The 26,104-nt window shown below is 62.4% G+C and carries 25 protein-coding genes; 4 read left to right on the top strand and 21 right to left on the bottom strand.

Annotated features, from left to right (window positions below):
- Window positions 1–2 precede the first annotated feature (2 nt).
- The 6 genes from C7A17_RS22820 to C7A17_RS22795 form a co-directional block, all read right to left on the bottom strand.
- Window positions 3–1,988, bottom strand: coding sequence for a transglutaminase TgpA family protein (locus tag C7A17_RS22820; RefSeq protein WP_106740890.1), 1,986 nt, complete (start codon window positions 1,986–1,988; stop codon window positions 3–5).
- Complete coding sequence (locus C7A17_RS22815; protein WP_106740888.1) at window positions 1,985–2,941, bottom strand: DUF58 domain-containing protein; 957 nt, start codon at window positions 2,939–2,941, stop codon at window positions 1,985–1,987. Before C7A17_RS22815 ends, C7A17_RS22820 begins: the two co-directional genes overlap by 4 nt.
- Window positions 2,941–3,858 carry an AAA family ATPase gene (locus C7A17_RS22810; protein WP_106740885.1) on the bottom strand — a complete coding sequence of 306 codons (918 nt, stop codon included), beginning with the start codon at window positions 3,856–3,858 and terminating at the stop codon, window positions 2,941–2,943. Before C7A17_RS22810 ends, C7A17_RS22815 begins: the two co-directional genes overlap by 1 nt.
- A gap of 202 nt (window positions 3,859–4,060) precedes the next feature.
- Window positions 4,061–6,025, bottom strand: a complete 1,965-nt coding sequence (locus C7A17_RS22805; protein ID WP_106740883.1) for a methyl-accepting chemotaxis protein — start codon at window positions 6,023–6,025, stop codon at window positions 4,061–4,063.
- A gap of 116 nt (window positions 6,026–6,141) precedes the next feature.
- Window positions 6,142–6,759 (bottom strand): flavin reductase family protein, encoded by a 618-nt coding sequence (locus tag C7A17_RS22800; protein ID WP_106740881.1) that lies wholly within the window; start codon window positions 6,757–6,759, stop codon window positions 6,142–6,144.
- Complete coding sequence (locus C7A17_RS22795) at window positions 6,759–7,037, bottom strand: hypothetical protein (protein ID WP_106740879.1); 279 nt, start codon at window positions 7,035–7,037, stop codon at window positions 6,759–6,761. Before C7A17_RS22795 ends, C7A17_RS22800 begins: the two co-directional genes overlap by 1 nt.
- 308 nt (window positions 7,038–7,345) lie before the next feature.
- Here C7A17_RS22795 and C7A17_RS22790 point away from each other — a divergent pair, with 308 nt between their 5' ends.
- Window positions 7,346–8,359, top strand: coding sequence for a patatin-like phospholipase family protein (locus C7A17_RS22790; protein ID WP_106740877.1), 1,014 nt, complete (start codon window positions 7,346–7,348; stop codon window positions 8,357–8,359).
- Here C7A17_RS22790 and C7A17_RS22785 read toward each other — a convergent pair whose 3' ends face one another.
- From C7A17_RS22785 to C7A17_RS22735, 11 genes are all read right to left on the bottom strand, one after another.
- Complete coding sequence (locus tag C7A17_RS22785) at window positions 8,360–9,445, bottom strand: AI-2E family transporter (RefSeq protein WP_106740875.1); 1,086 nt, start codon at window positions 9,443–9,445, stop codon at window positions 8,360–8,362. It abuts the gene before it with no gap.
- A 76-nt stretch (window positions 9,446–9,521) separates the two neighbouring features.
- Window positions 9,522–10,325 carry a DUF4892 domain-containing protein gene (locus tag C7A17_RS22780; RefSeq protein WP_106740872.1) on the bottom strand — a complete coding sequence of 268 codons (804 nt, stop codon included), beginning with the start codon at window positions 10,323–10,325 and terminating at the stop codon, window positions 9,522–9,524.
- Between the two features lie 139 nt (window positions 10,326–10,464).
- Window positions 10,465–11,328, bottom strand: a complete 864-nt coding sequence (locus C7A17_RS22775) for an alpha/beta hydrolase (protein ID WP_106740870.1) — start codon at window positions 11,326–11,328, stop codon at window positions 10,465–10,467.
- On the bottom strand, window positions 11,325–12,128 hold the full coding sequence (locus C7A17_RS22770; protein ID WP_106740867.1) for an alpha/beta fold hydrolase: 804 nt from the start codon (window positions 12,126–12,128) through the stop codon (window positions 11,325–11,327). Before C7A17_RS22770 ends, C7A17_RS22775 begins: the two co-directional genes overlap by 4 nt.
- Before the next feature lie 99 nt (window positions 12,129–12,227).
- Complete coding sequence (locus tag C7A17_RS22765) at window positions 12,228–12,860, bottom strand: LysE family translocator (protein ID WP_106740864.1); 633 nt, start codon at window positions 12,858–12,860, stop codon at window positions 12,228–12,230.
- A 46-nt stretch (window positions 12,861–12,906) separates the two neighbouring features.
- Window positions 12,907–13,710, bottom strand: coding sequence for an AraC family transcriptional regulator (locus C7A17_RS22760; protein WP_106740862.1), 804 nt, complete (start codon window positions 13,708–13,710; stop codon window positions 12,907–12,909).
- A gap of 252 nt (window positions 13,711–13,962) precedes the next feature.
- Complete coding sequence (locus C7A17_RS22755) at window positions 13,963–14,406, bottom strand: hotdog fold thioesterase (RefSeq protein WP_106740859.1); 444 nt, start codon at window positions 14,404–14,406, stop codon at window positions 13,963–13,965.
- Window positions 14,407–14,461: 55 nt separating this feature from the next.
- A complete protein-coding gene (locus C7A17_RS22750) occupies window positions 14,462–16,129 on the bottom strand; it encodes an AMP-binding protein (RefSeq protein ID WP_106740857.1) in 1,668 nt (555 codons plus the stop codon).
- 123 nt (window positions 16,130–16,252) lie between these two features.
- The gene (gene sixA / locus C7A17_RS22745) at window positions 16,253–16,711 is read right to left on the bottom strand and encodes a phosphohistidine phosphatase SixA (RefSeq protein ID WP_106740855.1); all 459 of its coding nucleotides are present in this window, start codon (window positions 16,709–16,711) and stop codon (window positions 16,253–16,255) included.
- The gene (locus C7A17_RS22740) at window positions 16,708–17,055 is read right to left on the bottom strand and encodes a DUF4389 domain-containing protein (RefSeq protein WP_106740852.1); all 348 of its coding nucleotides are present in this window, start codon (window positions 17,053–17,055) and stop codon (window positions 16,708–16,710) included. Before C7A17_RS22740 ends, sixA begins: the two co-directional genes overlap by 4 nt.
- Window positions 17,056–17,084: 29 nt before the next feature.
- On the bottom strand, window positions 17,085–18,107 hold the full coding sequence (locus C7A17_RS22735) for an NAD(P)H-dependent glycerol-3-phosphate dehydrogenase (protein WP_106740850.1): 1,023 nt from the start codon (window positions 18,105–18,107) through the stop codon (window positions 17,085–17,087).
- A gap of 287 nt (window positions 18,108–18,394) precedes the next feature.
- On the opposite strand from C7A17_RS22735, the gene C7A17_RS22730 reads away from it, so the two are divergent.
- The 3 genes from C7A17_RS22730 (at window position 18,395) to fabB (ending at window position 22,514) form a co-directional block, all read left to right on the top strand.
- Window positions 18,395–20,293: a response regulator gene (locus C7A17_RS22730; protein ID WP_199796361.1), complete on the top strand. Its 1,899-nt coding sequence runs from the start codon at window positions 18,395–18,397 to the stop codon at window positions 20,291–20,293.
- Between the two features lie 473 nt (window positions 20,294–20,766).
- Window positions 20,767–21,282: a 3-hydroxyacyl-[acyl-carrier-protein] dehydratase FabA gene (fabA, locus tag C7A17_RS22725; RefSeq protein ID WP_106740845.1), complete on the top strand. Its 516-nt coding sequence runs from the start codon at window positions 20,767–20,769 to the stop codon at window positions 21,280–21,282.
- An 11-nt stretch (window positions 21,283–21,293) separates the two neighbouring features.
- Window positions 21,294–22,514 carry a beta-ketoacyl-ACP synthase I gene (gene fabB, locus C7A17_RS22720; RefSeq protein ID WP_106740842.1) on the top strand — a complete coding sequence of 407 codons (1,221 nt, stop codon included), beginning with the start codon at window positions 21,294–21,296 and terminating at the stop codon, window positions 22,512–22,514.
- A gap of 64 nt (window positions 22,515–22,578) precedes the next feature.
- Here fabB and C7A17_RS22715 read toward each other — a convergent pair whose 3' ends face one another.
- The 4 genes from C7A17_RS22715 to C7A17_RS22700 form a co-directional block, all read right to left on the bottom strand.
- Entirely contained in the window at window positions 22,579–24,204 is a 1,626-nt protein-coding gene (locus C7A17_RS22715) for a methyl-accepting chemotaxis protein (RefSeq protein WP_106740839.1), read from the bottom strand.
- Between the two features lie 135 nt (window positions 24,205–24,339).
- Window positions 24,340–24,690 (bottom strand): hypothetical protein, encoded by a 351-nt coding sequence (locus tag C7A17_RS22710; protein ID WP_106740837.1) that lies wholly within the window; start codon window positions 24,688–24,690, stop codon window positions 24,340–24,342.
- A 4-nt stretch (window positions 24,691–24,694) separates the two neighbouring features.
- Entirely contained in the window at window positions 24,695–25,375 is a 681-nt protein-coding gene (locus C7A17_RS22705; RefSeq protein WP_106740834.1) for a phosphatase domain-containing protein, read from the bottom strand.
- On the bottom strand, window positions 25,372–26,097 hold the full coding sequence (locus tag C7A17_RS22700; RefSeq protein WP_106740832.1) for a phosphatase PAP2 family protein: 726 nt from the start codon (window positions 26,095–26,097) through the stop codon (window positions 25,372–25,374). Before C7A17_RS22700 ends, C7A17_RS22705 begins: the two co-directional genes overlap by 4 nt.
- Window positions 26,098–26,104 lie beyond the last annotated feature (7 nt).

The following is a 26,104-nucleotide window of genomic DNA, read 5'->3' as shown; positions in this document are numbered from 1 at the left end:
CGCTAACGCGAAAAACGCCAGGGTAGCGCCCGGCGCAAATCCCCCAGCGCCTGGAGCAGGGCCGCGCGCGAAGACGGCTGGCCCGCATAGCGTTGCTGTTCGAAACAACGGGCAAACGCCTCGATCTGCGCCGCCTGCGCCGGCAACTCACGAGCGGCACGCAGAGCGAAGGAGCGTGCGCCCTCACCTGCCTGACGTTGTACTCCGTGACGCGCCAGCAAGCGTTCGAACTTGCGGAAAATCTGGCGCTGCGGATCCGCTCGCTGCTGCCAGGGTTTGAGCAGCCAGAGCGCCAGAAGGCCAAGCAGTAGCCCACCCGTGCCGACCAGAGCCAGCGCCAGGCGCTGCCAGTCGAGGCTACCGAACCAGTTCTGCAGCAGCTTCAATTGCTGCTCGCCCTGGTAGCCCAGTACCCAGCGCTGCCAGCCGTAATTGAGGTTCTCCCAGCTCAGACGCAATTGATTGAGCCAGGCCAGCTCGCGGTAGCGCAGCGGCGAGAACGGCTGGTCGTCGAGAAAGCCGTCCTCGTCGGCCAGTGCCTCTTCCAGTCCCTGCTCGATACGCTGCGGCGCGACTTGAAAGGTCGGATCGATACTGCGCCAGCCCTGCCCCGGCTGCCAGTATTCGACCCAGGCATGGGCGTCGAACTGACGAACCTGAATGTAGTTGCCGTTAGGGTTGAGTTCGCCACCCTGGTAGCCCGCCACCACCCGTGCCGGGATACCGGCTGCACGCAGGACGAAAGTCATCGCGCCGGCATAGTGAGCGCAGAAGCCGCGGCGAGTGTTGAACAGGAAGTCGTCGATGCTGTCACGCCCCAGCGGCTGCGGGCGCAAGGTATAGACGTAAGGTTCACGATTGAAGTGCTGCAACAGCGCAGCCACCAACGCGTCGGCCTGTGGATACTGCGCCTTCAATTCGGCAGCCCAGGCGCGGCTGCGCGGGTCACCCTGTGCAGGTAATTGCAGAGCGCGCTGCAAGGCCGGTGAAGCGATATCCGTCTCACGCAGTGCCTGGGGCCAGGAACGCACCTGATAGAGCAAGGGCCGATCCACCGGGCGCCGTCGCTGCCAGCGGAAATCCGTCATCATTCGCGCGTCGTTCTGCGCCATCTCGCCGACATCCAGTGCAAACAACCAGGGTTTGCCGCTGGGCTGCATGATGATGCTGTAATCGAGCGCCTCACCTGCCTTGCTCCACTGCGGCGATGCCGGCAACTCGGCGTAGCTGGACTGCGACCAGCGTCGGCCATCGAAACGCTCCAGCGTCAGGGCGCGCCAGTACAGTTGCTCGCGAGGCGGTACAACGCCTTCGAAACTGGCACGGAACGCCAGCGCCGAGGATCGGCCGAGTTCGGCGATATCGGCCGGTTCCATGCTGTCCGATAAGCCGGTGACACCCTTGTCACTGGGCACCGGCAGCGACCACAGCGGCCCCATGCGCGGGAAGAACACGAACAACAGCAGCATCAAAGGCAAGGCCTGCAACAGCAGGCTGCTGGCCAGTCGCAGGGTCGGCCAGGGGCGCTCGGCGAAACCGCTGTGCTGCAGCCCCACCAGCGCAGCCAGCAGCGCAGTAACCGGCAGCAAGCTGTAGAGCGCAGCAAGAATGCCGTCCTCGAACAGGTAGGCCGTGACCACGCAGAAGAAACCGAGAAAGATCAGCACCAACGCATCGCGTCGGCTGCGCATCTCCAGCAGCTTGAGGATGAAGGTGGCGATCAGCAGCACCACGGCCGCATCCAACCCTACCAGCGTGCCGCGCGACAACAGGATGCCGGCCAGCACCAGCACCATCAGCCCGCCCTTGGCCCAGCCATTGGGGTAACGCGCACGCATGCGAAATATCTGCACACGCCACCCCGCGGCGACCAGCCAAAGGGCGATCGTCCACAGCGGCAAGTGCACCAGATGCGGCAGGATCACCAGTACCTGCGCCACCAGCAACCAGGTCAGGGCGATGCGCGGAATGCCCGGCAGAACGCTCATGCCCGCTCTCCGAACAGGGCCAGAGCGCGTAGGCAGGCATCGCGATGGCCTTCGCCATAATCCGGCGCGATCACCTGTCCCGGCAGTTGCAGGCCGAATGCCTGCTGGCGTTCGGAAAATTGCAGCACCCAATGGCAGAGCAGTGACAAACGCATTTCGCTGTCACCGCTCAGGCTGTCGAAGTCCAACCACAGATCGCGGCCGCTGAGCATGGCGAAGTCCTTCACCAGCAGGCCCTGGCCACGTGAGTAAGCCTTCCAGTCCAGGCGACGCTTGGAATCGCCTGGCTGATAGTCGCGCAAGCCCTGGAAATCATCGGCGCCCTGACCACGGGCACGCATGCCCTCTTCTTCCTCTTCATCACCAAGACCGGCCGACAGCGGCAGGTCGCCCTCCAGTGGACGTGGATAGACCAGTACCGCCTGATCCAGGTCGACCCAGCTCCAGGCCACCAGCAAGCCCAGGGGAAAACGGCTTTCCACCCGCAGGCGCTCAGGCCGCAGCCAGCCACGGCGCAAGGCTGGCAGACCGAGATCCACCTCGGTCTGACCATCACGTGGCACATCGCGCACTAGCAGATCGCTCGGCGGCCACCCCAGCGCCACAGCCTGATGTTCACGTTCGCGGCTTTCCAGACGTACGCGAAAACGCGCCTGCTCGCCGACGAACACGGCCCCGCCGCCGCCAGCCTTGAGCACCAACCCGGCCAGATTTCGATAGGTGTGCAGGATGGCGATGACGAACACCGACATCAGCAGGAAGGTCAGCCCGTAGGCCAGGCTGTTCTGGTAGTTGATCCCCACCAGCAGCATCAGCAGCAACGCCACGGCAAAGGCAGCACCCACCCGGCTGGGCAAGATGAAGATGCGCCGCTGGTTGAGACGAACGCTGGCCGCTGGCGGAATCCGCCTGGCCAACCAGCGGCGCCACAGTGGTTTCAGCGCTGCACGCATCAGAGCGCTGGTACTTCGCGCAACAACCACTGCACCAGGCTGCCACCACCATGGCCGGTGGGGTCGGCGCGTTCACGCAGGCGATGCCCGACGACCGACGGCAGCACCGCTTGTACGTCCTCGGGAATCACATAGTCGCGCTCGGCCAGTAACGCCCAGGCCCGTGCAGCGGCCAGTAGTGCCAGGCTGGCGCGCGGCGACAGGCCCCAGGCGAACTGCGGTTGGCTGCGGGTCGCCTCGACCAGGCGCAGCACGTAATCGACCAGCGCATCACTGGCGCGCACCTTGGGCACCTCGGCCTGCAGGCGCGCCAACTCGGCATGATCGAGAATCGGCTGCAAGCGCGGCAACAGATCGCGCCGCGCATCGCCGAGCAACAGTGCCCGCTCTGCGGCCTGTGCCGGATAGCCAAGTGACAAGCGCATGAGGAAGCGGTCGAGTTGAGATTCAGGCAGCGCGAAGGTGCCGCCACTGCTGACCGGGTTCTGCGTGGCAATGACGAAGAATGGCTCAGGCAGCGGCCGCGTCGCACCCTCGATGGTCACCTGCCCCTCTTCCATGGCCTCGAGCAACGCACTCTGGCTTTTCGGCGTAGCGCGGTTGATCTCATCGGCCAGTACCAGCTCGGCAAAGATCGGCCCCGGGTGAAAGACGAACTGCCCGCTGTCCTTGTCGAACACGGAAGTGCCGAGAATGTCGCCTGGCAACAGATCCGAGGTGAACTGGATACGCTGAAAGCTCAGACCCAGCACGCGTGCCAGGGCATGGCTGAGCGTGGTCTTGCCCATGCCGGGCAGGTCTTCGATCAGCAGGTGACCGCGCGCCAGCAGGCAGGTCAGCGCCAGGCGTACCTGTGCCTCTTTGCCCAGCACCACTTCATTGACCGCATCGAGACAGGCATCCAGTTTGCTTCGCATCGTTCGCTCCTTATGCAGAACGCCGATGCTACTGGGCCGCGGGTGTACGGCAAAGCGCCATGACATTTTTGCTCACGAAACTGTGAGAGCCCGTACAAAGTCTGCTACGCATCGGCCCTGCTGCATTGAAAACCGGCAGAGCAACCATCGATGTTGCATGGCTTTGGCTCACAAGCCGCAGAACAGCCTCCGCGCGGCTCGCTCACAGCCGGAAATGCCCGGCCAGCCCCTGCAGCTCGCGCCCCAACTCGGCCAACTGGATGCTCGAAGCAGCCGTCTCGTCCATCGCTGTGGCCGACTGGTCGGCGATATCCCGGATCGAAGTCACGCTGCGGTTGATTTCCTCGGCCACTGCCGTCTGCTGCTCGGCCGCGGCAGCGATCTGCTGGTTCATCTCGAAAATCAGCGCCACCGCTTCGGCGATGGCGGCCAACGCGCCTTCGGTCTGGTTCGCATCGGTCACCGTCAGGCTTACCAGGCTAGCGCTCTCCTGCATGTCCGCCACCGCTCGGCGACTTCCTTCACGTAGCGCGGCGATCAGCGATTCGATCTCGGCAGTGGATTGCTGGGTGCGTCTGGCCAGCGCCCGCACCTCGTCAGCGACCACCGCAAAACCGCGCCCCTGTTCACCAGCGCGCGCGGCTTCGATGGCTGCATTCAACGCCAACAGATTGGTCTGCTCGGCGACGCTCTTGATCACATCCAGCACTGCATCGATGCGCTGCGTATCCTGACTCAGGCGTTGGATACTCGCCGTGGTGGCGTCCATGGCGCTGGCCAGTTGCTCGATACGCTGCAAGGTCTGGCGCACCACCTGATTGCCATTGCCAACACGCCGGTCGGCCTGCTCGGTCGAGGCAGCCGCGGCTTCGGCATTGCGCGCCACTTCATGCACGGTGGCGGTCATCTCGCTCATGGCAGTGGCGACCTGATCGGTCTCCAGCTTCTGCCCGTTGACACCCTGCCGAGTCTGTTCAGCGGTTGCCGAAAGCGATTGAGCCGAACTGGAAATCTGCGCGACACCACCTTGCAGGCGACCGACCATCTCCCGCAGGTTTGCAGCCATGCTTTGCATGGCTGCGAGCAACTGGCCGATCTCATCACGGCGCTCCCGCTCGATGTGTACGCTGAGGTCGCCGCCAGCGATGGCTTCGGCAAGACCGATCACACGCTTGAGCGGCCGCACGATGGCCAAACTGATGGTGACTGCCGCGCCCAGCCCGAACAGAAGAGCCAGCGCCGCAGCGAGTACGATCAGCCCACTGCTGGACTGCTGGTCGGCCTGCATGACCTGACGCTGCGCCGCCAACGCCTGGTCGACCTTGCCGAGCAACTGCTCGACCTGCGCAACCAGCTGAAGATAGACCTGCTTCTGCTGCTGCAATTGCGTGGCGTATTCCTTGAGGCGCTCGTTGAATGAGTCGACATTGACCACCACCTCACCGAGCACGGCGGCGTATCCCGGATCGTCCAGCGCGTCACGCAACTGCGCAGCCAACGCCTGGGCATCGCCAGCCTGGGCGATCTCGGCCTGCTCGCTCGCATCGCTGCGCCGGCTGGCCTCCAGGCGTTGCCGAGCCTGATCCAGCGCCTGCAGCAGCAGTTGATGGATCTTGCCGACCTGGCCGGCCTGCACAACCGAATCGCCACCCTGCTCGCCCTGGGTGCGCTTGAGCAGGTCAACGCCATCTTCGGCCAACCCTTCCTGCAGCAGATCGAGACTGTTGGCGGCACTGATCACCAACCAATCCGCGGCCTGCAGGGACAGTTGCATGCTGTCGGTCAACTCAACGTAACGGGCAAAGGCGCTGCGGTAATCGCCCAAGGCGGGTTCGACCTGCGCCAGAATCGATGCCGTGTCACTGTCCAGATCACCTTGCAAAGTTGTACTGGCCTGCACAATGGCATCGGCCTGCTCGGCCAGGCGCTGGGCATGCTGGCTGTCTCCAGTCAGTGCGAACGCCTGCTCGCTATGACGCATACGCAGCACCTGCTCGCCCAGAGCGCTCATGCGCTGCTGCAATTCGGCGCCCGCGCTCACCTCGCGCAGCGCCAACAAACCGGTGCCAGCCACCAACGCAGTGAGGCCAAGCACCAGTGCAAAGCCGAGCATCAGTTTGCTGGCCGTACTCAGACTGGCCAGCCGATTCGCCAATGAGCCACCCATGACATCCCCCTGCCTACTGCAGCCAGCCCCGGAATTCTGGAACATAGAAGCGCAGCCTTGCTGGCGACAAGCCAGCAAGTGCCAGGATGGCCGGAACAGTTAACTGGACGTCGTTTTCAGAACGGGTTCAGAGGACGTTGCATCTGAAACAGATCACGCGTGCGGCAATAGGCGCTGCCGCCGAGGCGGCCGACAAGGTCGAGCTTGAGTGGATCGAGACGGCCCTGCTCGTTGAGCACGGCGTCATCGATATGCGCCAGCAGCACCTCGGCGAAGATCAGGTGGCAATTGGGCTGCTGCGCTGGATAGGGCTGGATCTGCGCCACCCTACATTCGAAGGTCACTGGCGCACCAGCGACACGGGGTACGCTCAGTCGCGCGCACGGCAGGCTGGCAATGCCGCAGTGGGCGAACTCGCTGACCTCATGCGGAAGAATCGCGGCACTGGCGTTCATCGCCTCTGCCTGCGCATGGCTGACCAGTTGAATCGCCAGCTCGCCGGTGGCCTGGGCGTTACGTAAGGTGTCCTTGAGGCTGCCGTCATCACGGGTGTTGACGTTGACCAGCAGGGTCGGGGGATTGTCGCTGATCACCTGGAAGAAACTGAACGGCGCCAGATTGGCCACGCCCTCGGGCGAACGACTGGAAACCCAGGCAATAGGCCGTGGGGTGATGCTCGAAGCCAGCCAGCGGTAGGCGTCCAACGGGCTCAGGGTGGCGAAATCGAGTTGCATCAGCGCCCCGCTCGCGATTCACGGATGTAGAAGCGCGCACGCTCGGCCTTGCTGGTACAACCGGCATAGGCTTCGAACTGCTGCTGGGTCTTGGCTGCTGTGAGCAGCGAAAGTGCTTTGGAATAGCTAACGGTACCGGCGAAGCCCTCGGCCTCGGCGATGCTCAGCTCCTTCCAGGCGGCATCCAGCTGATTGGCACAGGTATCACGGTAAACGGTCTTGCCGGCGCAGCCGGTCAGCGCGACCGCCAGCAGCGGTAAACAGATCCAGTGTTTCATTTCGACCACACTCCTCGAACGGATATGACTACGGGTTGGCCCAGTCTATGACGCTCCGGCCGGACGAAAGTGCCCGGCTCCCGGCCGTTTCGCTTGCACGATCATACCCATGCCCACTGCCGGCTGGCGAACCGCCCCGTGCAAGATTGTGCTCAAGGCGAAAAATCTGTTTCCCGAATGGCACCGCAAAGCAGCGACCGTTCGCAGGTGAACGGGCAAAGACAGCCACCGACGAATTCTAGCAAAGGCTCTCTTGGCGCCGCCCCACCTCAAGGGTAAGGTCGGTGCATCTGCGAGGAATATCGTCAATGAGCAAGAAAGTAGCGCTGGTATTAGGCTCCGGGGGCGCACGTGGTTATGCGCACATCGGTGTAATCGAAGAGTTGCAGGAACGGGGTTACGAAATCGGCTGCATCGCCGGCTGCTCCATGGGCGCAGTGGTTGGCGGCATCTTTGCCGCCGGCAAGCTACGCGAATATCGCGAGTGGATAGAAAGCCTGGATTATCTGGACGTGTTGCGTCTGCTCGACGTCAGCTTCCGCCTCGGCGCCATACGCGGTGAGCGGGTGTTCGGTCGCATTCAAGAGATCGTCGGCGACGTGGATATCGAAAACCTGAATATCCCCTTCACCGCTGTTGCCACCGACCTGACCAACCAGCAGGAAATCTGGTTTCAGGAAGGTTGCCTGCACCAGGCGATGCGCGCCTCGGCGGCAATCCCCAGCCTGTTCACGCCTGTCATTCAGGGCAAACGCATGCTGGTCGACGGCGGCCTGCTCAACCCACTGCCGATCGTGCCGGTGGTTTCCAGCCACTGTGACCTGATCATCGCGGTCAACCTCAACGCCACCAACCAGAATCACTACCAGTTGCCGGTGATCGAGCGCCCCGCGGCACTCAAGGGACGCATCGACCAGTTGATGAGCAGCCTTGGTTCGCGCCTGCCGAGCTTTCGCCGCAAAAGCGAGGATGAAGCCTTGCTACTCGCCGAAGAGCAGCGGCTCGCCGATGACGTCAGCCCGGCCGCCGCACCGAGCCGCAAACAGGATGGGGATGAGGCGGCGCCGAAATCCGCCAGCGGCTCACGGATTGCAGAGTTCAGCGGCCCGGCCTCGCTGCTGGAACTGGTGAATCAGAGCTTCGAAGTCATGCAGACCTCGCTGGCGCAGTACAAGATCGCCGGCTATCCGCCGGATATTCTGATCAACGTACCCAAGCGCGCCTGCCGCTTCTTCGAGTTCTACAAGGCGCCAGAGCTGATCATGCTAGGCCGGCAGATCGCGCGTGACACCCTGGATAAATACGAGAGCGAGCGCGGCTGATCAGTCGCGCTGTTCCTCGCCCGGCAACGGTTTGTCCACCACCGCTTCGGCTGGCGGCGTCTTGTCCGCTACCCAGTCGCTGAGCAGGCTGTAAGCCACCGCCAGCAGAGTCGGGCCAAGGAACAGGCCCATGAACCCGAAGGCGAGAATACCGCCGAACACCCCCAGCAGCACCACCACCAGCGGCAGGTTGCCGCCGCGGCTGATCAGATAGGGTTTGAGGATGTTGTCCACGCCACTGATGATGAAGAAGCCCCAGACACCGAGGAAAATCGCCATGCCGATTTCCCCCTGCCAGACCAGCCAGGCCACTGCCGGCCCCCAGATCAGTGGCGGAATCATGATGAAGCTGAAGGCGAAGGTCAGCAGGCCCAGCACCAGTGCACCCGGCACGCCGGCGATGACGAAACCGATATAGGCCAGCACTGCCTGCGCGGCGGCAGTACCGATGACCCCGTTGACCACTCGCTGCACGGTACCCGCGACCAGTTCCAGGTAGTGATCGGCACGCTCGCCGATCAGCCGCTCCAGCAGGCTGTGGACGAAGACGGCCAGACGAGGCCCGTCGCGGTAGAAGAAGAACACCAGCACCAGGCTCAAGGCCAGCTCGACCATACCGCCACCGATCTTCGCACTGCGCGCCAACAACCAGTTGCCTACCTGGCCCAGATACGGACGCACGGTATCGAAGAATGCGGCGCCCTGCTGGTCGATGGTGCGCCACAGCTCAACCAGTCGTTCGCCTACCAGCGGTACACCGGCCAACCAACTGGGCGGCGGTGGTAGGCCTTCTACTTGCAGATCCTTGACCAACGCGTTGGCATCCTTGATGTGATCGGCGAGGTTGAACCCCAGCCAGATCAATGGCACCGCCACCAGAACGACCCACACCCCGGTCAGAATGCCCGCAGCCAGCGACAGCCGCCCGTTGAGCAGTTGCGTCAGCAGACGCATCAGCGGCCAACTGGCGAACGCCAGCACACCTGCCCAGAACAGCGCCGACCAGAACGGAGCCAATACCCAGAGACTGGCGGCCAGCAAACCGAACAACAGGATCTGCACCAGCAGACGATCATTTGTGGCCATGAAGCAAAACTCCCTTCGACGAAACGACAAAGCGCCCATGATGGGCGCTCTGCAACAGGCGATTGCGGGCGATAGCTTAACGCAACAAACGTACGCTCAGTGCGCCATCCTCACCATCGCCCAGCTCCAGGCGAGCTTCGCGCACCCGCTGCTCGATCAGGGCCTCGCGCCAGGGCTCCGCCTGATCACCGGACAGCGCGACGCGCAAGGTACTGTCCAGATTCAGGCTGCGCGCCAACACTTCCACCCAGGCGCTATCGGCCTTGGCGTCATCGGGTAGCTTCAGTTGCCCATCGGTACGCAGCTGACGCAACAGCGTCGCAGGTGTCGGCAAAAGCTCGCCCAGCGGCGCAGCGGCGTCCAGTTGTTCGACGTGCAGATAGGCGCGGCGGTTGCCGCGGGTGATGCTGTAGAGCGTCAGCAAGCTTTCATGATTTGGCTCGGCCAGACGCAACAGTGCGTAGGACTGCTGGTCATCGGAGCCGTACAGCGTGGCATTGCCGAACACCGAGTTGGCCCACAGGCTACTCGCTCCACACTCACGCCCCTGGCACCAGTAGAGCAGCTCGGCGCCCTGCTCCAGCAAGGCCTCGCGAGAAGCGCCGAACACCTGATCGGCGCTGTGGGTGCGTGGCAGTTCGTAGGTCACCGCAGTGTGCTGGCCCTGTACCAGAATCTCCCGCTCGTAACGCAGACGGCCGCTGATACGGCGAATCGAGCCCTGCGGATAGATGCGCTCGACATCCGGGGCGTCCTTGAAAGCGACAATGTGACTTGCAGGGAAGCGAGGAAGCACCTCGAGATCACGGCTGCCTGGAAGATCGGCCGCCAGCACGGCACCGCTGCAGAACGTGGCAAACACCGCGGAAAATAGCTTCATATGTCCCTTCATCGAATGGCAATCCGTTGAAAGAAAGCGGCGGGTAAACGTGCGATGCAGCGAGTGGCGACTTTTTGCGGGTCGATCATGCGATCCTCCATGGCAGACCGCCACACCTTTCCCCACGACCACAGGCAAGTCAAGGCAAGCGCAGGAATGGATTGAAACAATCCGCTACACGTTGTGCGCCCACCTCGTCATCCAGATGCAGATGGTGGCCGCCCGGCAAGCGGTGAATCTCGAACGGCAGATCCTGCAGCAACGCCTGTACTGCGGACTGGGCGCCCATCATGCCCTGCTCCGCCAGCACCAGGCTGACCGGACATTGCAGCGCACGGACGAAGGCCTTGGCGTGGGCCCAGCTCAGACGCAATGGCGACGGCAAGGTCAGACGACTATCGGTGCGCCAGGTGTAGCCACCCGGCACCGGCATCAGCCCGCGCTGGGCCAGCAGTTCTGCAGCCTCGCGGCTGACCGCGCCGACACCCTTCATGCGCGCTTCGACAGCACGCGCCATCTCGGCATACACCGGCTTGCGCTTGTCATTCAGCGCCTGCCTGGCGCGCAACGCTTCACCAAGCTTCTGTGGCGCCTGCTCGGCCTCGCCGGTGTAGGGCACCAGGCCATCGATCAGTGCAAGGCGCGCAATCCGCTCGGGCATGGCTGCCGCCAGCAACACCGAGGTGATCGCGCCCATCGAGTGACCGAGGATGGAAAACCGCTCCCAGCCAAACTGCTCGGCGACCTGCAACACATCGTAGGCGTAGTCCCACAGCGCATAGCCGGCCCCTGCCGAGCGATGCTCGGAGTGGCCATGGCCGGCAAAATCCAGGGCCACGATGCGCAGACCTTCGAGCTTCGGCGCCAAGCGCGCGAAACTGGCGGCGTTATCCAGCCAGCCGTGCAAAGCCAGCACCGGCAAGCCGTCGTCCGGCCCATACAGGTGAGCCGCCAGTTCGATATGCGGCAAGCTCAGGCGAACTTCCTCAAAGCCATTATTCATGCGCGCTCCTCATGCGAGTCATCCCAGCGGTTGAACAATTGACGCAGCAACGCAGCCGTATCCTGCGGGCGCTCCAGGGGAAACATGTGTCCACCTGGCACGTGGTGATATTCGGCCTGCGGCATGCGCCGCAACAGTCGCGCATGGTGCGGCAGGACTACCCGGCTATGACGACCGCGCACCATGGACAACGGCACGGCCAACTGCTGAGGCCGGCCTGGCGAGGTATGCGGCACGTTGCGATAAATGCTGATTTCCGTGGCCGGATCGAACTTCAGGCGCAGGCCCTGCTCCGCCACCTGCAGACCATGGCTGACATAGGCGTCGAGGCACTCGGGATCGAAACGGCGAAACAGGCTCTTGCCGGCAAAATATTCCCGCGCCTCGACAGGGTCGGCGAATGCCTCCCGACGTCCGAGAGTACGCCCAGCCGGCGTAATGCGATCAATGAATCCAAAGCGCTTGGCGGCCCGTATCACCACGCGGTCGACCAGGGTCAGTACCGGCGAGTCGAGCATCACCACGCCGCGATACAACTCGGGCCTGCGCAATGCGGCGTGATAATGCAGAACACCGCCCAGTGAGTGACCGACACCCCATACCGCTTCATCGTTCTGCTGCAGATGATGGATCAGCTCATCAACCAGATTGTCCCAATTCTCGTTGACCGGGAATTTCGGATCATGGCCGTGCTGCTCCAGATAGCGCACCTGATAATCCGGGGCCAGGGCGGCGAACAGCTTGCCGTAAGTAGCGGACGGAAAACCGTTGGCGTGGGCGAAGAAGATCGGCTGCGACATGCATGGAACTCGGGTTGCCAGATACCCCGGGATTCTCCGGCAGCCTCGAGTGCACGGCAATGACCGTAATCGCCATTGATGGTGGCGCAATGGTCAGGGCTATAGGATCAAACGACCGACAATACTCGCGGCCACCAGGAGAAACACCAGGCCGCAGACAAAATCGATGGTCGGCGCGATCTGCAGCAAGCGCTGGCGCATCAGCGGGCGACTCAAGGTCAAGCCCAGCAGACTGAACCAAACCAGGCTCAGGCCGAACAGCAGCGCCGCACAAGCCACCTTGCCTGGCAGCGACATATCCGCCGGCACCAGGCTGCTGAGCAACGCCAGGAAGAATACCAACGCCTTGGGGTTGCCCAGGTTGGTGAGTACGCCACGCAGCCAGGGGCCGAATACCGAAGGCGCCAGCTCGCCATCCAAGCGCCTGCTACCCGCACCGCCACTCCACCAGGCGCGTACGGCGCCAATGCCCAGCCATCCCAGGTAAAGCGCGCCACCGACCTGCACCAGGTCGAACAGCCATTCGGTACGGCTGAGCAACAAAGCCACGCCACTGAGCACCAGGGTGCCATGCAGAAGAATGCCGCAAGCCAAGCCCAAGGCACTGAGCAAACCCGCTCGCCGCCCCTGGTGCAGGGCGGTACGCACCACCAATGCGACGTCCGGACCTGGACTGATAAGAGCCACCGCGAACACGGCAGCCAGCGACAGCAAGACGGACGTCTCCTGCATGGTGATCTCCAAGGAATAGAAGGGGGAAAACGAGAGTGCGGGCGAATCAGCCCTGGCGCAGGCGCGCCGGCGGCAGACCATATGTGCGGCGGAACAAGCGCGAGAAATGCGCCTGATCGTAGAAGCCCAGACGCAGCGCGATCTCACTCAAGGACTCACCCGCCAACACTAGTGGCAGCGCCCGCTGCAAGCGCAGTTGGGTAAGCCACTGATGCGGTGGCAAGCCCGTGTGCTGACGGAATCGGCGTAGCACCTGCCAGGGGCTCATCCCGCAGAAACTCGCGATGTCTTCCAGCGACGGCGGGTCGTCCAGACGACTCTCCAGCCAATCACGTAATTCTTGCCAGGTACGCCTGTCGAAGACGCTCTCCGTTTCGCTGACACGCAATGTCGAGCCCATCTCCAGCAGGCTCGCCAGCGCTTGCCAGAGAGCAGTCTCCTGAGCCAGGGTCGAGCCCCCCAGCATCGCAGCATGAAACTGCTGCAGATGCTGCGACAGCAGTGGGTGGCGCAGACTGGAAGTGGTCAATCGCGGTGCGCCCTGACGTCCATCACTCAGGGTACGACTGGCCTCGTCGAGCCAGTGCGGATCGAACGCCATAACGCGGATACGGTAGCTTTCGCCATCCAGGCAGGCGCCATCATGTATGCCTTCAGGGGCCATCAGCAGGACGTCCCCCGCCCCGACCTGGCGTCGCTCCCCGCGATAGTCATAGCGGTGCCGTCCCTGAACCAGCAGACCGACGTGGTATTCCAGGTGAAAGTGCCGGGGAAAGGCAAAGCGGCGGTACTCGGCGTCGATCAGGCGTACGCCGGGCAAACTGCTTTGAATGTGAGTGATGTGATCCATGGCGCGTACTGTAGCGCCATGGGTCGGGCAAATCTTGGATGAAATTGCAGATATCGGAGTCTTTTCAAAGGCTCGCGAGCTAGAACCAGGCAATACCGATGGCGGCCCCGCGAATCAAGCGAAGAACGCATTGGGCTCGCATTCAAGCTTAAGCTGTAAATGAGCATTTCGACAGGGCGCCCAGCACGGGCTGGCGTTCCAGCTTGATTTCAACGCAGCATGGCCGACACGCAGCAGACTTTGAACAGGCTCTCAGAGCTTCGGCGGCTGCTCACCCAACGGCACGATGGCCATGGTCAGTCGCGAGATGCAGCTGGCCTTGCCGTCATCGCCACTGAGGCGAATATCCCAGACGTGGGTGGTACGCCCCAGATGAACCGGCCGCGCCACCGCATGCACCCGCCCGCTACGCAGGCCGCGCAGATGGTTGGCATTGACCTCGAGCCCGACGCAGTAGAAACGGCTGCTGTCGATGCACAGGTAGCTGGCGGTCGAACCAAGGGTTTCCGCCAGCACCACCGAGGCGCCACCATGCAGCAGGCCGTAAGGCTGATGAGTGCGTGAATCGATCACCATGCTGGCGCTAAGCGATTCGTCGTCAAAGGATTCGAAGCGGATGTCCAGCACCTCGCCGATGCTGTTTTTCAGCGTTGCGTTGAGCGCCTCGATATCAGGAGTTCGTTGCCACAAGCCCATGGAAGCATTCCTTGTGCATTGGAAGAACAGGGCCAGTTGCCCGGCCCATTGATGATCAGTCGTGCCAAAGCACCGTTTCACTGCGCTGCTGCCACTCGGCGAAACGCTCACCATAGGTACCTTCGATCACCGCACGCTTGATCTTCAGGGTCGGGGTCAGGAAACCATTCTCCACCGCCCAGACTTCCTTGACCAAGACCAGGCCTTGCAGACGCTCATGCTGATCGAGGCGACCATTGACTTCCGTGAGCAGCGCCTTGAGGCTGCTTTCAAGCTCACTACGACTATCATTGGCCGCTTCCTGACGGCCGACATCGGACAGCACGCACAAGGCGATGGGCTGTGGCAGGCCGTCACCGACCACGCAGACCTGTTCGATCCGCGAGTGCTCGCCGATGCGGTTCTCGATCGGCGCAGGCGCCACGTACTTGCCCTTGCTGGTCTTGAAGATTTCCTTGATCCGCCCGGTCAGGCGCAGGTTGCCCTCGGCATCCTGCTCCCCCTTGTCACCGGTACGCAGGAAACCATCATCGGTCAGCGCTTCGGCGGTCTTGACCGGATCCTTGTAATACCCCTGCATGGTCGCACCACTGCGCACCTGGACTTCGCCATCTTCGGCGATGCGCACCTCGACACCCGGGTTGTTCTGACCGATCCAGCCCTGCTTGAACTTGCCGGGCAGGCAGACGTGGGAATAACCGCAGTTCTCGGTCATGCCGTAGACCTCCTGGATCTCCATACCCAGGCGGCGATACCAGTTGAGCAGCGCAATCGGCACCGGCGCCGCCCCGGACAGCGCATAGCGGATAGCGTCCAGGCCCAGCCCGGCGAGCACCTTGCGTCCGACGATGCGACCGATGATCGGCAGTTTCAGCATGCGATCGAGTTTCTGCGCCGGCATCTTGCTGTACACACCCATCTGAAACTTGGTCCAGATGCGCGGCACGCCAAACATCACGGTTGGCCGGGCGCGCTTGAGATCCTCGAGGAAGGTATCCAAGCTTTCGGCGAAAAATATTGTCTGCCCCGCATAGATGGACGCCAGTTCGACGAACATACGTTCGGCCACGTGACAAAGCGGCAAGTAGGAGATCAGCCGGTCGTCCTCACCCACCCCGAACAGTTTGATGGCGTTGCCAGCGGCGAAGCCGAAATTGGAGAAGTTGTGCATCACACCCTTGGGCGTGCCGGTCGTACCGGAGGTGTAGATGATGGTCGCCAGCTGGTTGGCGGCAGGCTTGGGATCATCCTGAATCGGCGCACTGCGCTGCAGGTCGTCCCAGCTGTAATCGAAGGCGCCTTGCGGATGCAGCGGCAGGCTGACGGTTGGCATCCCCTGCGGCAAACCTGGCGCCATCGCGGCCCAGTCATCGAGCTTGCCGATGAAGGCCAGCTGCGCCTCGGAATGCTCCAGCACCTGACGCATGGAGTCAGCGGTGAGATTGGGATAGAGCGGAACCGACACATGCCCAGCCATCCAGATCGCCAGATCGGTGATGATCCAGTGCGCGCAGTTCTTGGAAACGATGGCGATGCGGCTGCCCTGCGGCAGCTCGCGACTACGCAACCAGTTGGCGGTGCGACGAGCCTGCTCGCCCACATCGGCCCAGGTCAGTTCCAGCAGTTGCCCACCGCCAAGGGGTTGCACCATGTAGCGTTTGTTCGGGTGCCTTGCTTCACGTTCGTAAAACAGCTCGAGCGGCAAACGGATTGCATCAGCCACAGGGCTTCCTCCTTTGTTGTTTTTGTAGGAATCAACCAAGCACTTGCTTGGTTGACTATTCCACGCAGACAAAGGAGGCGCAAGTTAAGAAATGTTTCCCGCTGTAGCGGAAGGGGAAAACATTCAGCGGGGATGGATCAGCGCCAGCAGTTCCATCAGGCCCGCCGCCGGTATGTCACCTTCCAGCTCGGCCAAACTGGCGGTGCGCATCGGCAAGGGTTCCTGACGATGGCCATGTACCAGCAAGCCACCCAAAGCCCCCACCAGCGGCTGGTGGGTGACCAGAAGCACCTCGGCGCTCTCACGCTCATCGAGATACTTGAGCGCCTCGCGCGGATCGCTGTCCGGCGTCAGCCAAGGCACGGTGGTCAATGGCCCACTGAAACCCAGCTCGCTGCGCACCAGCTCCGCCGTTTGCTGGGCACGCACGTAGGGGCTGACGAGAATGGCGGTCAACGGTCTTCCAGCCAGTTGCTTGGCAGCCTGGCGTACTTCCTGGCGACCATGGGCGGTCAGCTCGCGTGCCGCGTCAGTGGCCGCATGCGGCTCGGCCTGGCCGTGACGCAGCAACCACAACCTCACAGCTTGGGCTCCTCGTCCCGCACCGGATGCGGCGCAGGTGGAATGCTGTGAGCGGTTTCGCCTTCCGGGGCACGTGGTGCCGGCCAGTCGGCGAACGGCCAGGGTTTTTCATCGGTATTGAAGGTGCCGAAGCGACCGATCTGCGCCAGGTATTGACTCAAGCTGTCGCCGAAGCCCATCAGCCCAGCGTTGGGTGCGCCGTAAAACAGGCGATAGCCCAGCTGCAGCAACACCACGGCGCCGAGCACCAGCTCGGCCAGTTGCCAGACGATGAGGAAAATCACCATCCATAGGATGCGCAACAGAATCGACTCGCGCTCCAGCTCCTGCTTTTCATCGCTCATGACTCGTTCTCCTTGATTGCCTGCCAGGCTCAAAAACCGGCAGTTGGGATGAAATCGACATCGGTCTTGGGTTCGCCACGCATCAGCAGTTCGATGACCTGCGCCAGCGTACGCCCCTCGAACAGAATGGCATGCAGACCGGCGACCAGCGGCATGTATACCTCAAGCTCCTCGGCACGAGCCTTGAGCACCTTGAGCGTATTGACGCCTTCGGCGACTTCGCCGAGGCGCTGCACTGCCTCCTCCAGACTGAGCCCTTCGCCCAGGGCGAAGCCGACTTGATAGTTGCGGCTTTTCGGTGACGAACAGGTGACGATCAGATCACCCACGCCGGCCAGGCCGAGGAAGGTCATCGGGTTGGCTCCGAGCTTGACCGCGAACCGGGTCATTTCAGCCAACGCGCGTGTAATCAGCATGCTCTTGGTGTTTTCACCCATCCCCAGTGCCGCGGCCATGCCGGACATGATGGCGTAGACGTTTTTCAAGGCGCCGCCCAATTCGACACCAAAGCGATCGGCACTGGCATAGACGCGGAAGGTCCTGCCATGCAGGGCTTGCTGCACCCGCAGGCACAGTTCTTCGTCTTCGCTGGCGATCACCGTGGCAGTCAGAGCGTGATCGGCGACTTCCTTGGCCAGATTCGGCCCGGAGAGCACGCCGATGCGCGCCTGCGGAGCGATCTCTTCGAGAATCTGGCTCATCAATTTGAATGTCTTGGCTTCGATGCCCTTGGTGGTGCTGATCAGCATCTTGCCCGCCAGCTGCTCCGCCACCGGCTGCAAGGCATCACGCAGGGCGCTGGAGGGTAACGCCACCAACACCAGCTCGGCCTGCTGCAAGGCCATGTGGATATCGCTGGTCGGTTCGATCCCTGCATGCAGTTTGACGCCCTTCAGATAACGCGGATTCTCACCGCTCCGGCGCATCTGCTCGGCCTGCTCGGGGTCACGCATCCACTGCAGGACGCGCTGACCATTCTCTGCCAGCAGATTGGCCAGCGCGGTGCCGAAGCTACCGCCGCCGAGTACGGCAATGGGTTGAAGCTGTGTCATAGGTCTTCCGAATGAGGCCATGCGTGATGGCGGTCTGCGGTCATTATACGGAGCCGAGAGTACCCGGCCAGGGCAAAAGTTCAGTGCTGACCGTCAGTCAAGGAAGCAAACGAGAATTACCGCAGAGTGCACGCGCCTGAAGCTGGCAAAGCGCGACGGGTCGGTTAACATGCCGGATCGACGTTAATTGCCAAGGACGATTCGTGCCCACAGGCAACCCCTTGCCCCCGCCCTGCTCCCCTCGCCAACAGGCAGCAGCGCCGCACCTGACCAGGGACGGTACAGCCATGGCCCAGCGCCGTGGCTGGAACATCCATACTCGCACCCAACTGATCAGCGTGGGCCCGGCCCTGCTGCTGACGCTGCTGCTGACTGGCTTTCTCACCTTCACCCGCCTGCAGGATCTGCGTCAGGAACAGGGGCACACCGGCCAACTGATCGCCAATCAACTGGCCCCAGCTACCGAGTACGGTGTACTCAACGGCAATCTGAGCACTCTGGAAAGCCTGCTGCGTGCGACCTTGAGCACGCCAGACGTACGTTTCGCCGAAGTGCGCGACCGCGACGACAACATCCTGGTCTACGTCGAGCGACCAAAGGAACAAGGCCACAGCTCGCCTCAGGTCGAGGTATTCCAGGCACCGATCCGCCTGCAAGGCCCCCCCTATCCGACCAATACCCTACCGCCACTGAGCAAGGCACTCGGCGACGGCTACCTCGGCCGCGTAGTGATCGGCATCTCCAACGACACCTTCAATACCCGCCAGCAGGAAATTCTGCTCAAGGCCGGCGTCCTTTCACTGTTCGCCCTGCTGTTGACCTTTCTTCTCGCCCGCCGCCTGGCCCGTCGCCTGGCACAGCCACTTAGCGCCATGGGTCAGGCGCTGGAGCGCATCCAGAGCGGCGACTACCGCCCTTCGCTGGTCGAACGTGGCAACGACGAACTCACCGATCTGGCCCGGCATATCAACAACCTGGCCTGCGCCCTCGAGCAAAGTGGCCGCGAGCAGCAACTGGCCATTGCCGAACTGATTCAGGCCCGCGAGGAATCCGAGCAGGCCAACCGCGCCAAATCCGACTTTCTGGCCATGATGAGTCACGAATTGCGCACCCCCATGAATGGCGTACTGGGCATGCTGCAATTGCTGGAAACCACCAGCCTCAATGACGAACAGACCGAATACGCAGCCCTGGCCACTGAATCCACCGAACACCTGCTCAAGGTGATCAATGACATCCTCGACTTCTCGCGGATCGAGCGTGGCGCGCTGGAGCTCGAAGCCATCCCGTTCAACCTGCTTGAGCTGCTGCAAAGCTCGGTGCAGGTTTTCCAGCACAGTGCCCATCAGCGTGGCCTGCAATTGCTCCTGGAAACACAGACGGGCCTGGAACAGCTGGAGGTCAGCGGCGATCCCACGCGCATCCGTCAGATTCTGGTCAACCTGATCGGCAACGCCCTGAAATTCACCGAAGAAGGCCACATTCGCGTAGAAACCCACTGGCAGAAACTAGATGACCAGGTGCTGTGGTTCACCTGTGCCGTACACGACAGCGGCATTGGTATCGGCAGCGAACGCCTGGAGCGTATGTTCGACGCCTTCCAGCAGGCCGACACCTCGATTTCCCGGCGTTATGGCGGCACCGGCCTCGGCCTGCCGATTGCCCGTACCCTGGCAGAACGCATGGGCGGCACCCTGCGTGCGGAAAGCCAATTGGGCGAAGGGTCGGTCTTCACCCTGGAGATTCCCCTACCGTTCCGCGAATACGCAGGGCAGACGCCAAACAGCGAGAATCAGGCGCTGACCAGCGGCGACGGACAGGCGGTGCTGCTGGTCGAGGACAATCCGGTCAATCAGACGGTGATCGAAGCCATGCTGCGAAGTCTGGGTTATCAGGTGAGCCTGGTCGGCGACGGCCAGCAGGCACTGCAGAGCTTCGCCGATCACGACTATGCCGCGATTCTCATGGATTGCCGCCTGCCGCTGATGGATGGCTACGAAGCAACGCGGCAGATCCGCCAACAGTCCAAGGGCCGAAACGTCCCGATCATCGCGCTCACTGCCAACGCACTGCAGGGCGACCGCGAAGCCTGTCTGACTGCCGGTATGAACGATTACCTGGCAAAGCCCTTCAAACGAGCAGACTTGCAACGCATTCTGCAGCGCTGGCTGCCAGCCCGACCATAGGCGAGTAGCGCCTGTAATGCTGCGGGGTTACAAGGAGAAACTGCGAGGGTCTGTTCCCGTTTCATTCGTGGCCGCGCCGGAGCCTGTTTTGTCGCGAGGCAAGGCGCGAGATGCGAAGTTTGGTCGCCCAGATGAGCCATCGAGTCACGCCGCATCGCGACAAAACAGGCCCGGCCCTACGGGCTTCGCGGGAAATGCCCCCGCAGTTGTGCAGGACTTGGCAAGGGGCGGCCATTACCGGCGTTCTGCGCCTAACCGGGGGCCATTTCTCGCAGCAACGCGGCTCGCGAATGAAACGGAAACAGACCCTAATGTGACAATGCACAGGCAGCGGAGTACAACTGTACTCACCGACTGTGACTTTCACCACAACGCAACAGTCTATGACTAGGCTGCCGGCAGACGCCCCAAGCGGGGGCCGGCCAGGACGATTCGCCCAGCCTTAGAAGCATGGGGACAATTGAGGAGCTCGCATGACAAAACAAAACGCCTATTCCCAGGAAGAACTGCTCGCCTGCAGCCGCGGCGAACTCTTCGGCCCGGGGAACGCGCAACTGCCCGCCCCGAACATGCTGATGATCGATCGCATCGTTCATATCAGCGAGACCGGCGGCAAGTACGGCAAGGGCGAAATCGTCGCTGAGCTCGATATCAATCCGGATCTGTGGTTCTTTGCGTGCCACTTCGAAGGCGACCCGGTCATGCCCGGCTGCCTCGGCCTCGATGCCATGTGGCAGCTGGTTGGTTTCTACCTCGGCTGGCAGGGCAACCCTGGCCGTGGCCGTGCTCTGGGTAGCGGCGAAGTGAAATTCTTTGGTCAGGTATTACCGACCGCCAAGAAGGTCACCTACAACATTCACATCAAGCGCACCATCAGCCGCTCGTTGATCCTCGGCATCGCCGATGGCACCGTGGCCGTCGATGGGCGCGAGATCTACAGCGCCGAAGGCCTGCGCGTCGGCCTGTTCACCTCCACCGACAGTTTCTGAAGGACTTGCACATGCGTCGTGTCGTGATCACCGGTCTGGGCATCGTTTCCTGCCTGGGCAATGACAAAGAAGCCGTTGCCGGCAGCCTCCGCGCGGGCAAATCAGGCATCCGTTTCAACCCCTCCTACGCCGAAATGGGTCTGCGTAGTCATGTCTCCGGTTCGGTCAACCTGAACCTGGAAGAACTGATCGACCGCAAACTGTTCCGTTTCATGGGCGACGCTGCGGCCTATGCCTATCTGTCGATGGAACAGGCGATCAAGGACTCCGGCCTCAGCGAAGAGCAGATTTCCAACCCGCGTACCGGCCTGATTGCCGGTTCCGGTGGTGCTTCCACCGTCAACCAGATGGAAGCCATCGATACCCTGCGCGAGAAAGGCGTCAAGCGCATCGGCCCATACCGCGTGACCCGCACCATGGGCAGCACCGTATCGGCGTGCCTGGCCACTCCGTTCAAGATCAAGGGCGTCAACTTCTCCATCTCCTCAGCCTGCGCCACCAGCGCACACTGCATCGGCCAGGCCATGGAGCAGATCCAGCTCGGCAAACAGGATGTGGTCTTCGCCGGTGGCGGCGAGGAAGAGCACTGGAGCCAGAGCTGCCTGTTCGACGCCATGGGTGCCCTCTCCACCCAGTACAACGAAACCCCGGAGAAAGCCTCCCGCGCCTACGACGCCAAGCGTGATGGTTTCGTCATCGCCGGCGGTGGCGGCATGGTCGTGGTCGAGGAACTGGAACACGCCCTGGCCCGCGGCGCCAAGATCTACGCGGAAATCGTCGGTTACGGCGCGACCTCCGACGGCTACGACATGGTCGCCCCGAGCGGCGAAGGCGCGATCCGCTGCATGCAGCAGGCGCTGGCCACCGTCGACACGCCGATCGACTACCTCAACACTCACGGCACCTCCACGCCGGTCGGCGACGTCGCCGAAATTCGTGGCGTACGTGAAGTGTTCGGCGACAAGGCCCCGGCCATCAGCTCGACCAAGAGCCTGTCCGGCCACAGCCTGGGCGCTGCCGGCGTACAGGAAGCGATCTACTGCATGCTGATGATGGAAGGCAACTTCATCGCCGCGTCGGCCAACATCGACGAACTCGACCCGGAAGTAGCCGACATGCCGATCCAGCTCACCACCGTCGAGAACGCCAAGCTCGACACCGTGATGAGCAACAGCTTCGGCTTCGGCGGCACCAACGCCACCCTGGTGCTCAAGCGCTGGGCCGGCAAGTAACTGCTGCGGTAAAGAAAACGGCGCCTTCGGGCGCCGTTTTCGTTTAGGGGTCAGCCACAGCGCGTCAAACCTTGAAGCGCGCCACCAGATTGTTCAAATCGACCGCCAGCCGCGACAGCTCCTGACTCGCCGCACTGGTCTGGTTGGCACCTGCCGAGGTCTGCATCGACAGATCGCGAATGTTGACCAGGTTACGATCCACCTCGCGGGCCACCTGCGCCTGCTCCTCGGACGCACTGGCAATCACCAGGTTGCGCTCGTTGATCGAGGCAATCGCCTGGGTGATCTGCTCCAGCGCCACACCGGCCGCCTGCGCCACTTCCAGGGTTGAGTGGGCGCGGCCATTGCTGTTCTGCATGGCACTGACGGCGCGCTCGGTTCCCCCCTGGATACCGCCGATCATCTGTTCGATTTCCTGGGTCGACTGCTGAGTACGATGCGCCAGAGCCCTCACCTCGTCGGCCACCACGGCAAAGCCGCGACCAGCATCGCCGGCACGGGCAGCCTCGATGGCGGCGTTGAGTGCCAGCAGGTTGGTCTGTTCGGCAATGGCTCGTATCACGTCGAGCACCTTGCTGATCTCACGCACGCGCTCGGCCAGTTGTTCCACCTCCGTCGAGGTGGTGGTGACATCGGCCGCCAGTTGGCCGATGGAATCGACGGTCTGCCGCACCTGCTCACGTCCCTGCTGAGCCGTGACGTTGGACTCGCGCGAAGCCTCGGAGGTGCTGACCGCGTTGCGCGCCACCTCCTCCACCGCCGCGGTCATCTCGTTGACCGCAGTGGCGGCCTGTTCGATCTCGGTGTTCTGCTGATGCAGCCCGCGGGTCGAATCCTCGGTGACGGCATGCAGCTCCTCGGAGGCCGAGGCCAGTTGATTGGAGGAATCGGAAATGCTCTGGATGGTCGCGCGTAGGCTTTGCTGCATATTTTTCAGCGCGCCCAGCAGACGCGCCGGCTCATCGCGGCCTTCGATCTGGATCGCCTGGGTCAAGTCACCAGAGGCCACTCTCTCGGCCACGCGCACGGCTTCCGCCAGCGGTGCCACGATGCTGCGCGTCAACAACATGGCCAGCACCACGGTGGCCAGAGCGGCGAATACGATCATCGAGATCACCCAGACGCGTGCCGAGGCGAATACCTCACCCGCCTCATTCGCCGCATCAGTAGCCCCCTTGCGGTTGAGGTTGGCAAGATCGCGCAAAGCGCGTGTCATCTCGTCGGCATGCTTATTGAGCGTGCCACGGGTCACGGCAATGGCATCATCGAAGTTGCCTTGCCGGACGAACGCGACGATCTTGCCTTGTTCCTGCAGATAGCCGGCTTCGGAACGGCGAAAACCCTCATAGAGCGCACGTTCTTCAGGACTGGAAATGAGTTTTTCGTAGGTCGAGTCAGCCGTACTCAGTTGCGAACGAAGGTCATCGGTCAGCTGCAGGTTGCGTTTCAACTCATCCGGCTCGCGGTTGAGCATCAGACGCAGGGTCACGGCACGCAAACGCAGGATGTCCTGGCTGACATCTCCCAGCGCAACCACGCTAGGCAGCCAGTTATCGTTGACGGCGAGGGACTGCTTACGCATTTCCGTCATTTGGTAAAGTGAAAAGGCTCCGAGCAACAACACCAACAGAGCCACCAGGCCGAACCCCAAAGCAGCCCGTGGTGCGATAGAAAGATTACGCAGCGACATTTTGTGCAACTCCCATTGCGCGCGGAAATCAGATCATCCCTCGCCATACCTGTCGAAGGATCTGATGAGATTAGGCTAATCTCTGGGAGCTTATCGGCGTAATTCCCTCACTCTTGACAAGGAAAAAGAAAAACCCTAGCGACGCAGTGCCTTGGCCATCGCCTGGTCGACATGGTGTCGCCATTCGTCGTCGCGCCATTGCTCCTCACGGCGCGCCTGCCAGTCATCGATGCGCTGCACGTCTTCGCATTGGCGGAAGCCATCCTCCCAGCCGCGGGCATACAACGGCTCGGCCATGTAACGTGGTACGTCCTTGTCGAACTGACCGAGCGGGCCAGCAGCCGAACGCCCACTGCTGCAACCATCCTCGAAGCCATCGACGAAGGTCGGCGGATAATGGGCCGCCAGCATCTGCTCGCGCAGGCTCTGACACCCCAGCAAGCTTAGCAGCGACAGGCCACAGATCAGTAAGTGCGGGATCTTCATGGCTTCATACCCCATCGATCGCGCCGAGCAGCCGATCCTTGAGCGCGCACAGTGCCCACGCACTGGTGCTGCATGCCCCCGTGGCCAATGCTGCACGCAACGCCGGAATGTCGGCCTCGCGCAGGTAACGCTCGGCGTCGCCCATGCGCTCCTCGCCGCCAAAACCGCCACCGCGCATTTCTGCCAGCGCCTGTTCCTTGCTCCAGTTCTGGTAGATCACCCGGTACATCGCGGCAATCAGCCCGGTACGGTTCTGCCCATGCTTGCAATGAATCAGCACCGTGCCACGACTCTGCGCCTGGCGGATGCTGCGCAGCACCTCGATGACATCGGTGTCATCGATACGATCGGTGCGTAGCGGCAGGTGTACCTGATGAACGCGCGGATCACCCAACCATTGCTCGTCGCCGCGCTGATAGAAGTTGATCACCGTGGCGATGCCGAGCGACTGCAGCTGCGGCCAGTCCCGCGCCGCCGGCAATGCGCTGCGATACAGATCAGGCGTCATGCGATACAGGTTGATGCGGGTGTCCAGTGGCTGTGCCCAGTTGGCTGGGCGCACGCCTTGCAGGGGCGCCGCCGACGTCGTCGCGCCCCACGCCATGCTCAGGGGCAGCGCCAACAGCGCACTGAAGAAAACCACGGCGGCCAACGCCAGGCGCAAGCCCTGTTGGAGTCTGTTCATCGGCAGGTTTCTCCCCAGACCACCTGATTCCCTGCGCTTTGTGCGACAGGCGCTCGGTAAAGCAGCCAGCGATAGGTCAGCACGCAGATCACCCAGTCGATCAGCAGCGTCCACAGGTTGTGCGAGAGAAAGTGCGCGCCCTGCAACATCCGCCCCAGGGAAAACAGCGAACCCACCCCCAACGCCACCACCAGCGCGATTCGCGCGGCACGCGGGCGGCGGTCGCGCAAGACGAAGAACAGTGCCAGCAGCGAGAATCCTGCCGAGGCATGCCCACCCGGCCAGCATCGGCCGGGGTTGGCGGTGGGTGCACGTTCGCTCAGTAGCGGGGTGAACTGCTCCTGGCCACCAAACTCACTCAGGCTCCAGGGGCAATGCATACCGGTCAGCGTCTTCAGCGGCGTGACTACCGAGGTCGACAGGCCCAGCGCCAGCACCAGGTAACCGAGCTGACGGCGCCAGGCGCACAAGCGAGTCGGCAGCAGGCTGAGCACAAAACCGGTGATGGCCAGCACACCCAGCACGATCACCGCCTGCTTGGCGCGGTCATGCAGGATGTCTTCGAGCCAGAAGCTACTGCGCCCGATGAACCCCAGGCCGGGTTCGTAGAAGAGCCGGGCCAGGGCGAAGTCCATGGGGCTGGGATCGATTAACAACAATAGCGCCATCAGCAGTAGCGGAATGCCCAGTGCAAGGCGAAAGTCGAAATAACGAGACGACATCTTTACT

This window comes from Pseudomonas mendocina, assembly GCF_003008615.1.
GTDB lineage: Bacteria > Pseudomonadota > Gammaproteobacteria > Pseudomonadales > Pseudomonadaceae > Aquipseudomonas > Aquipseudomonas mendocina_C.
This window is presented reverse-complemented; position numbering and strand designations above follow the sequence as displayed.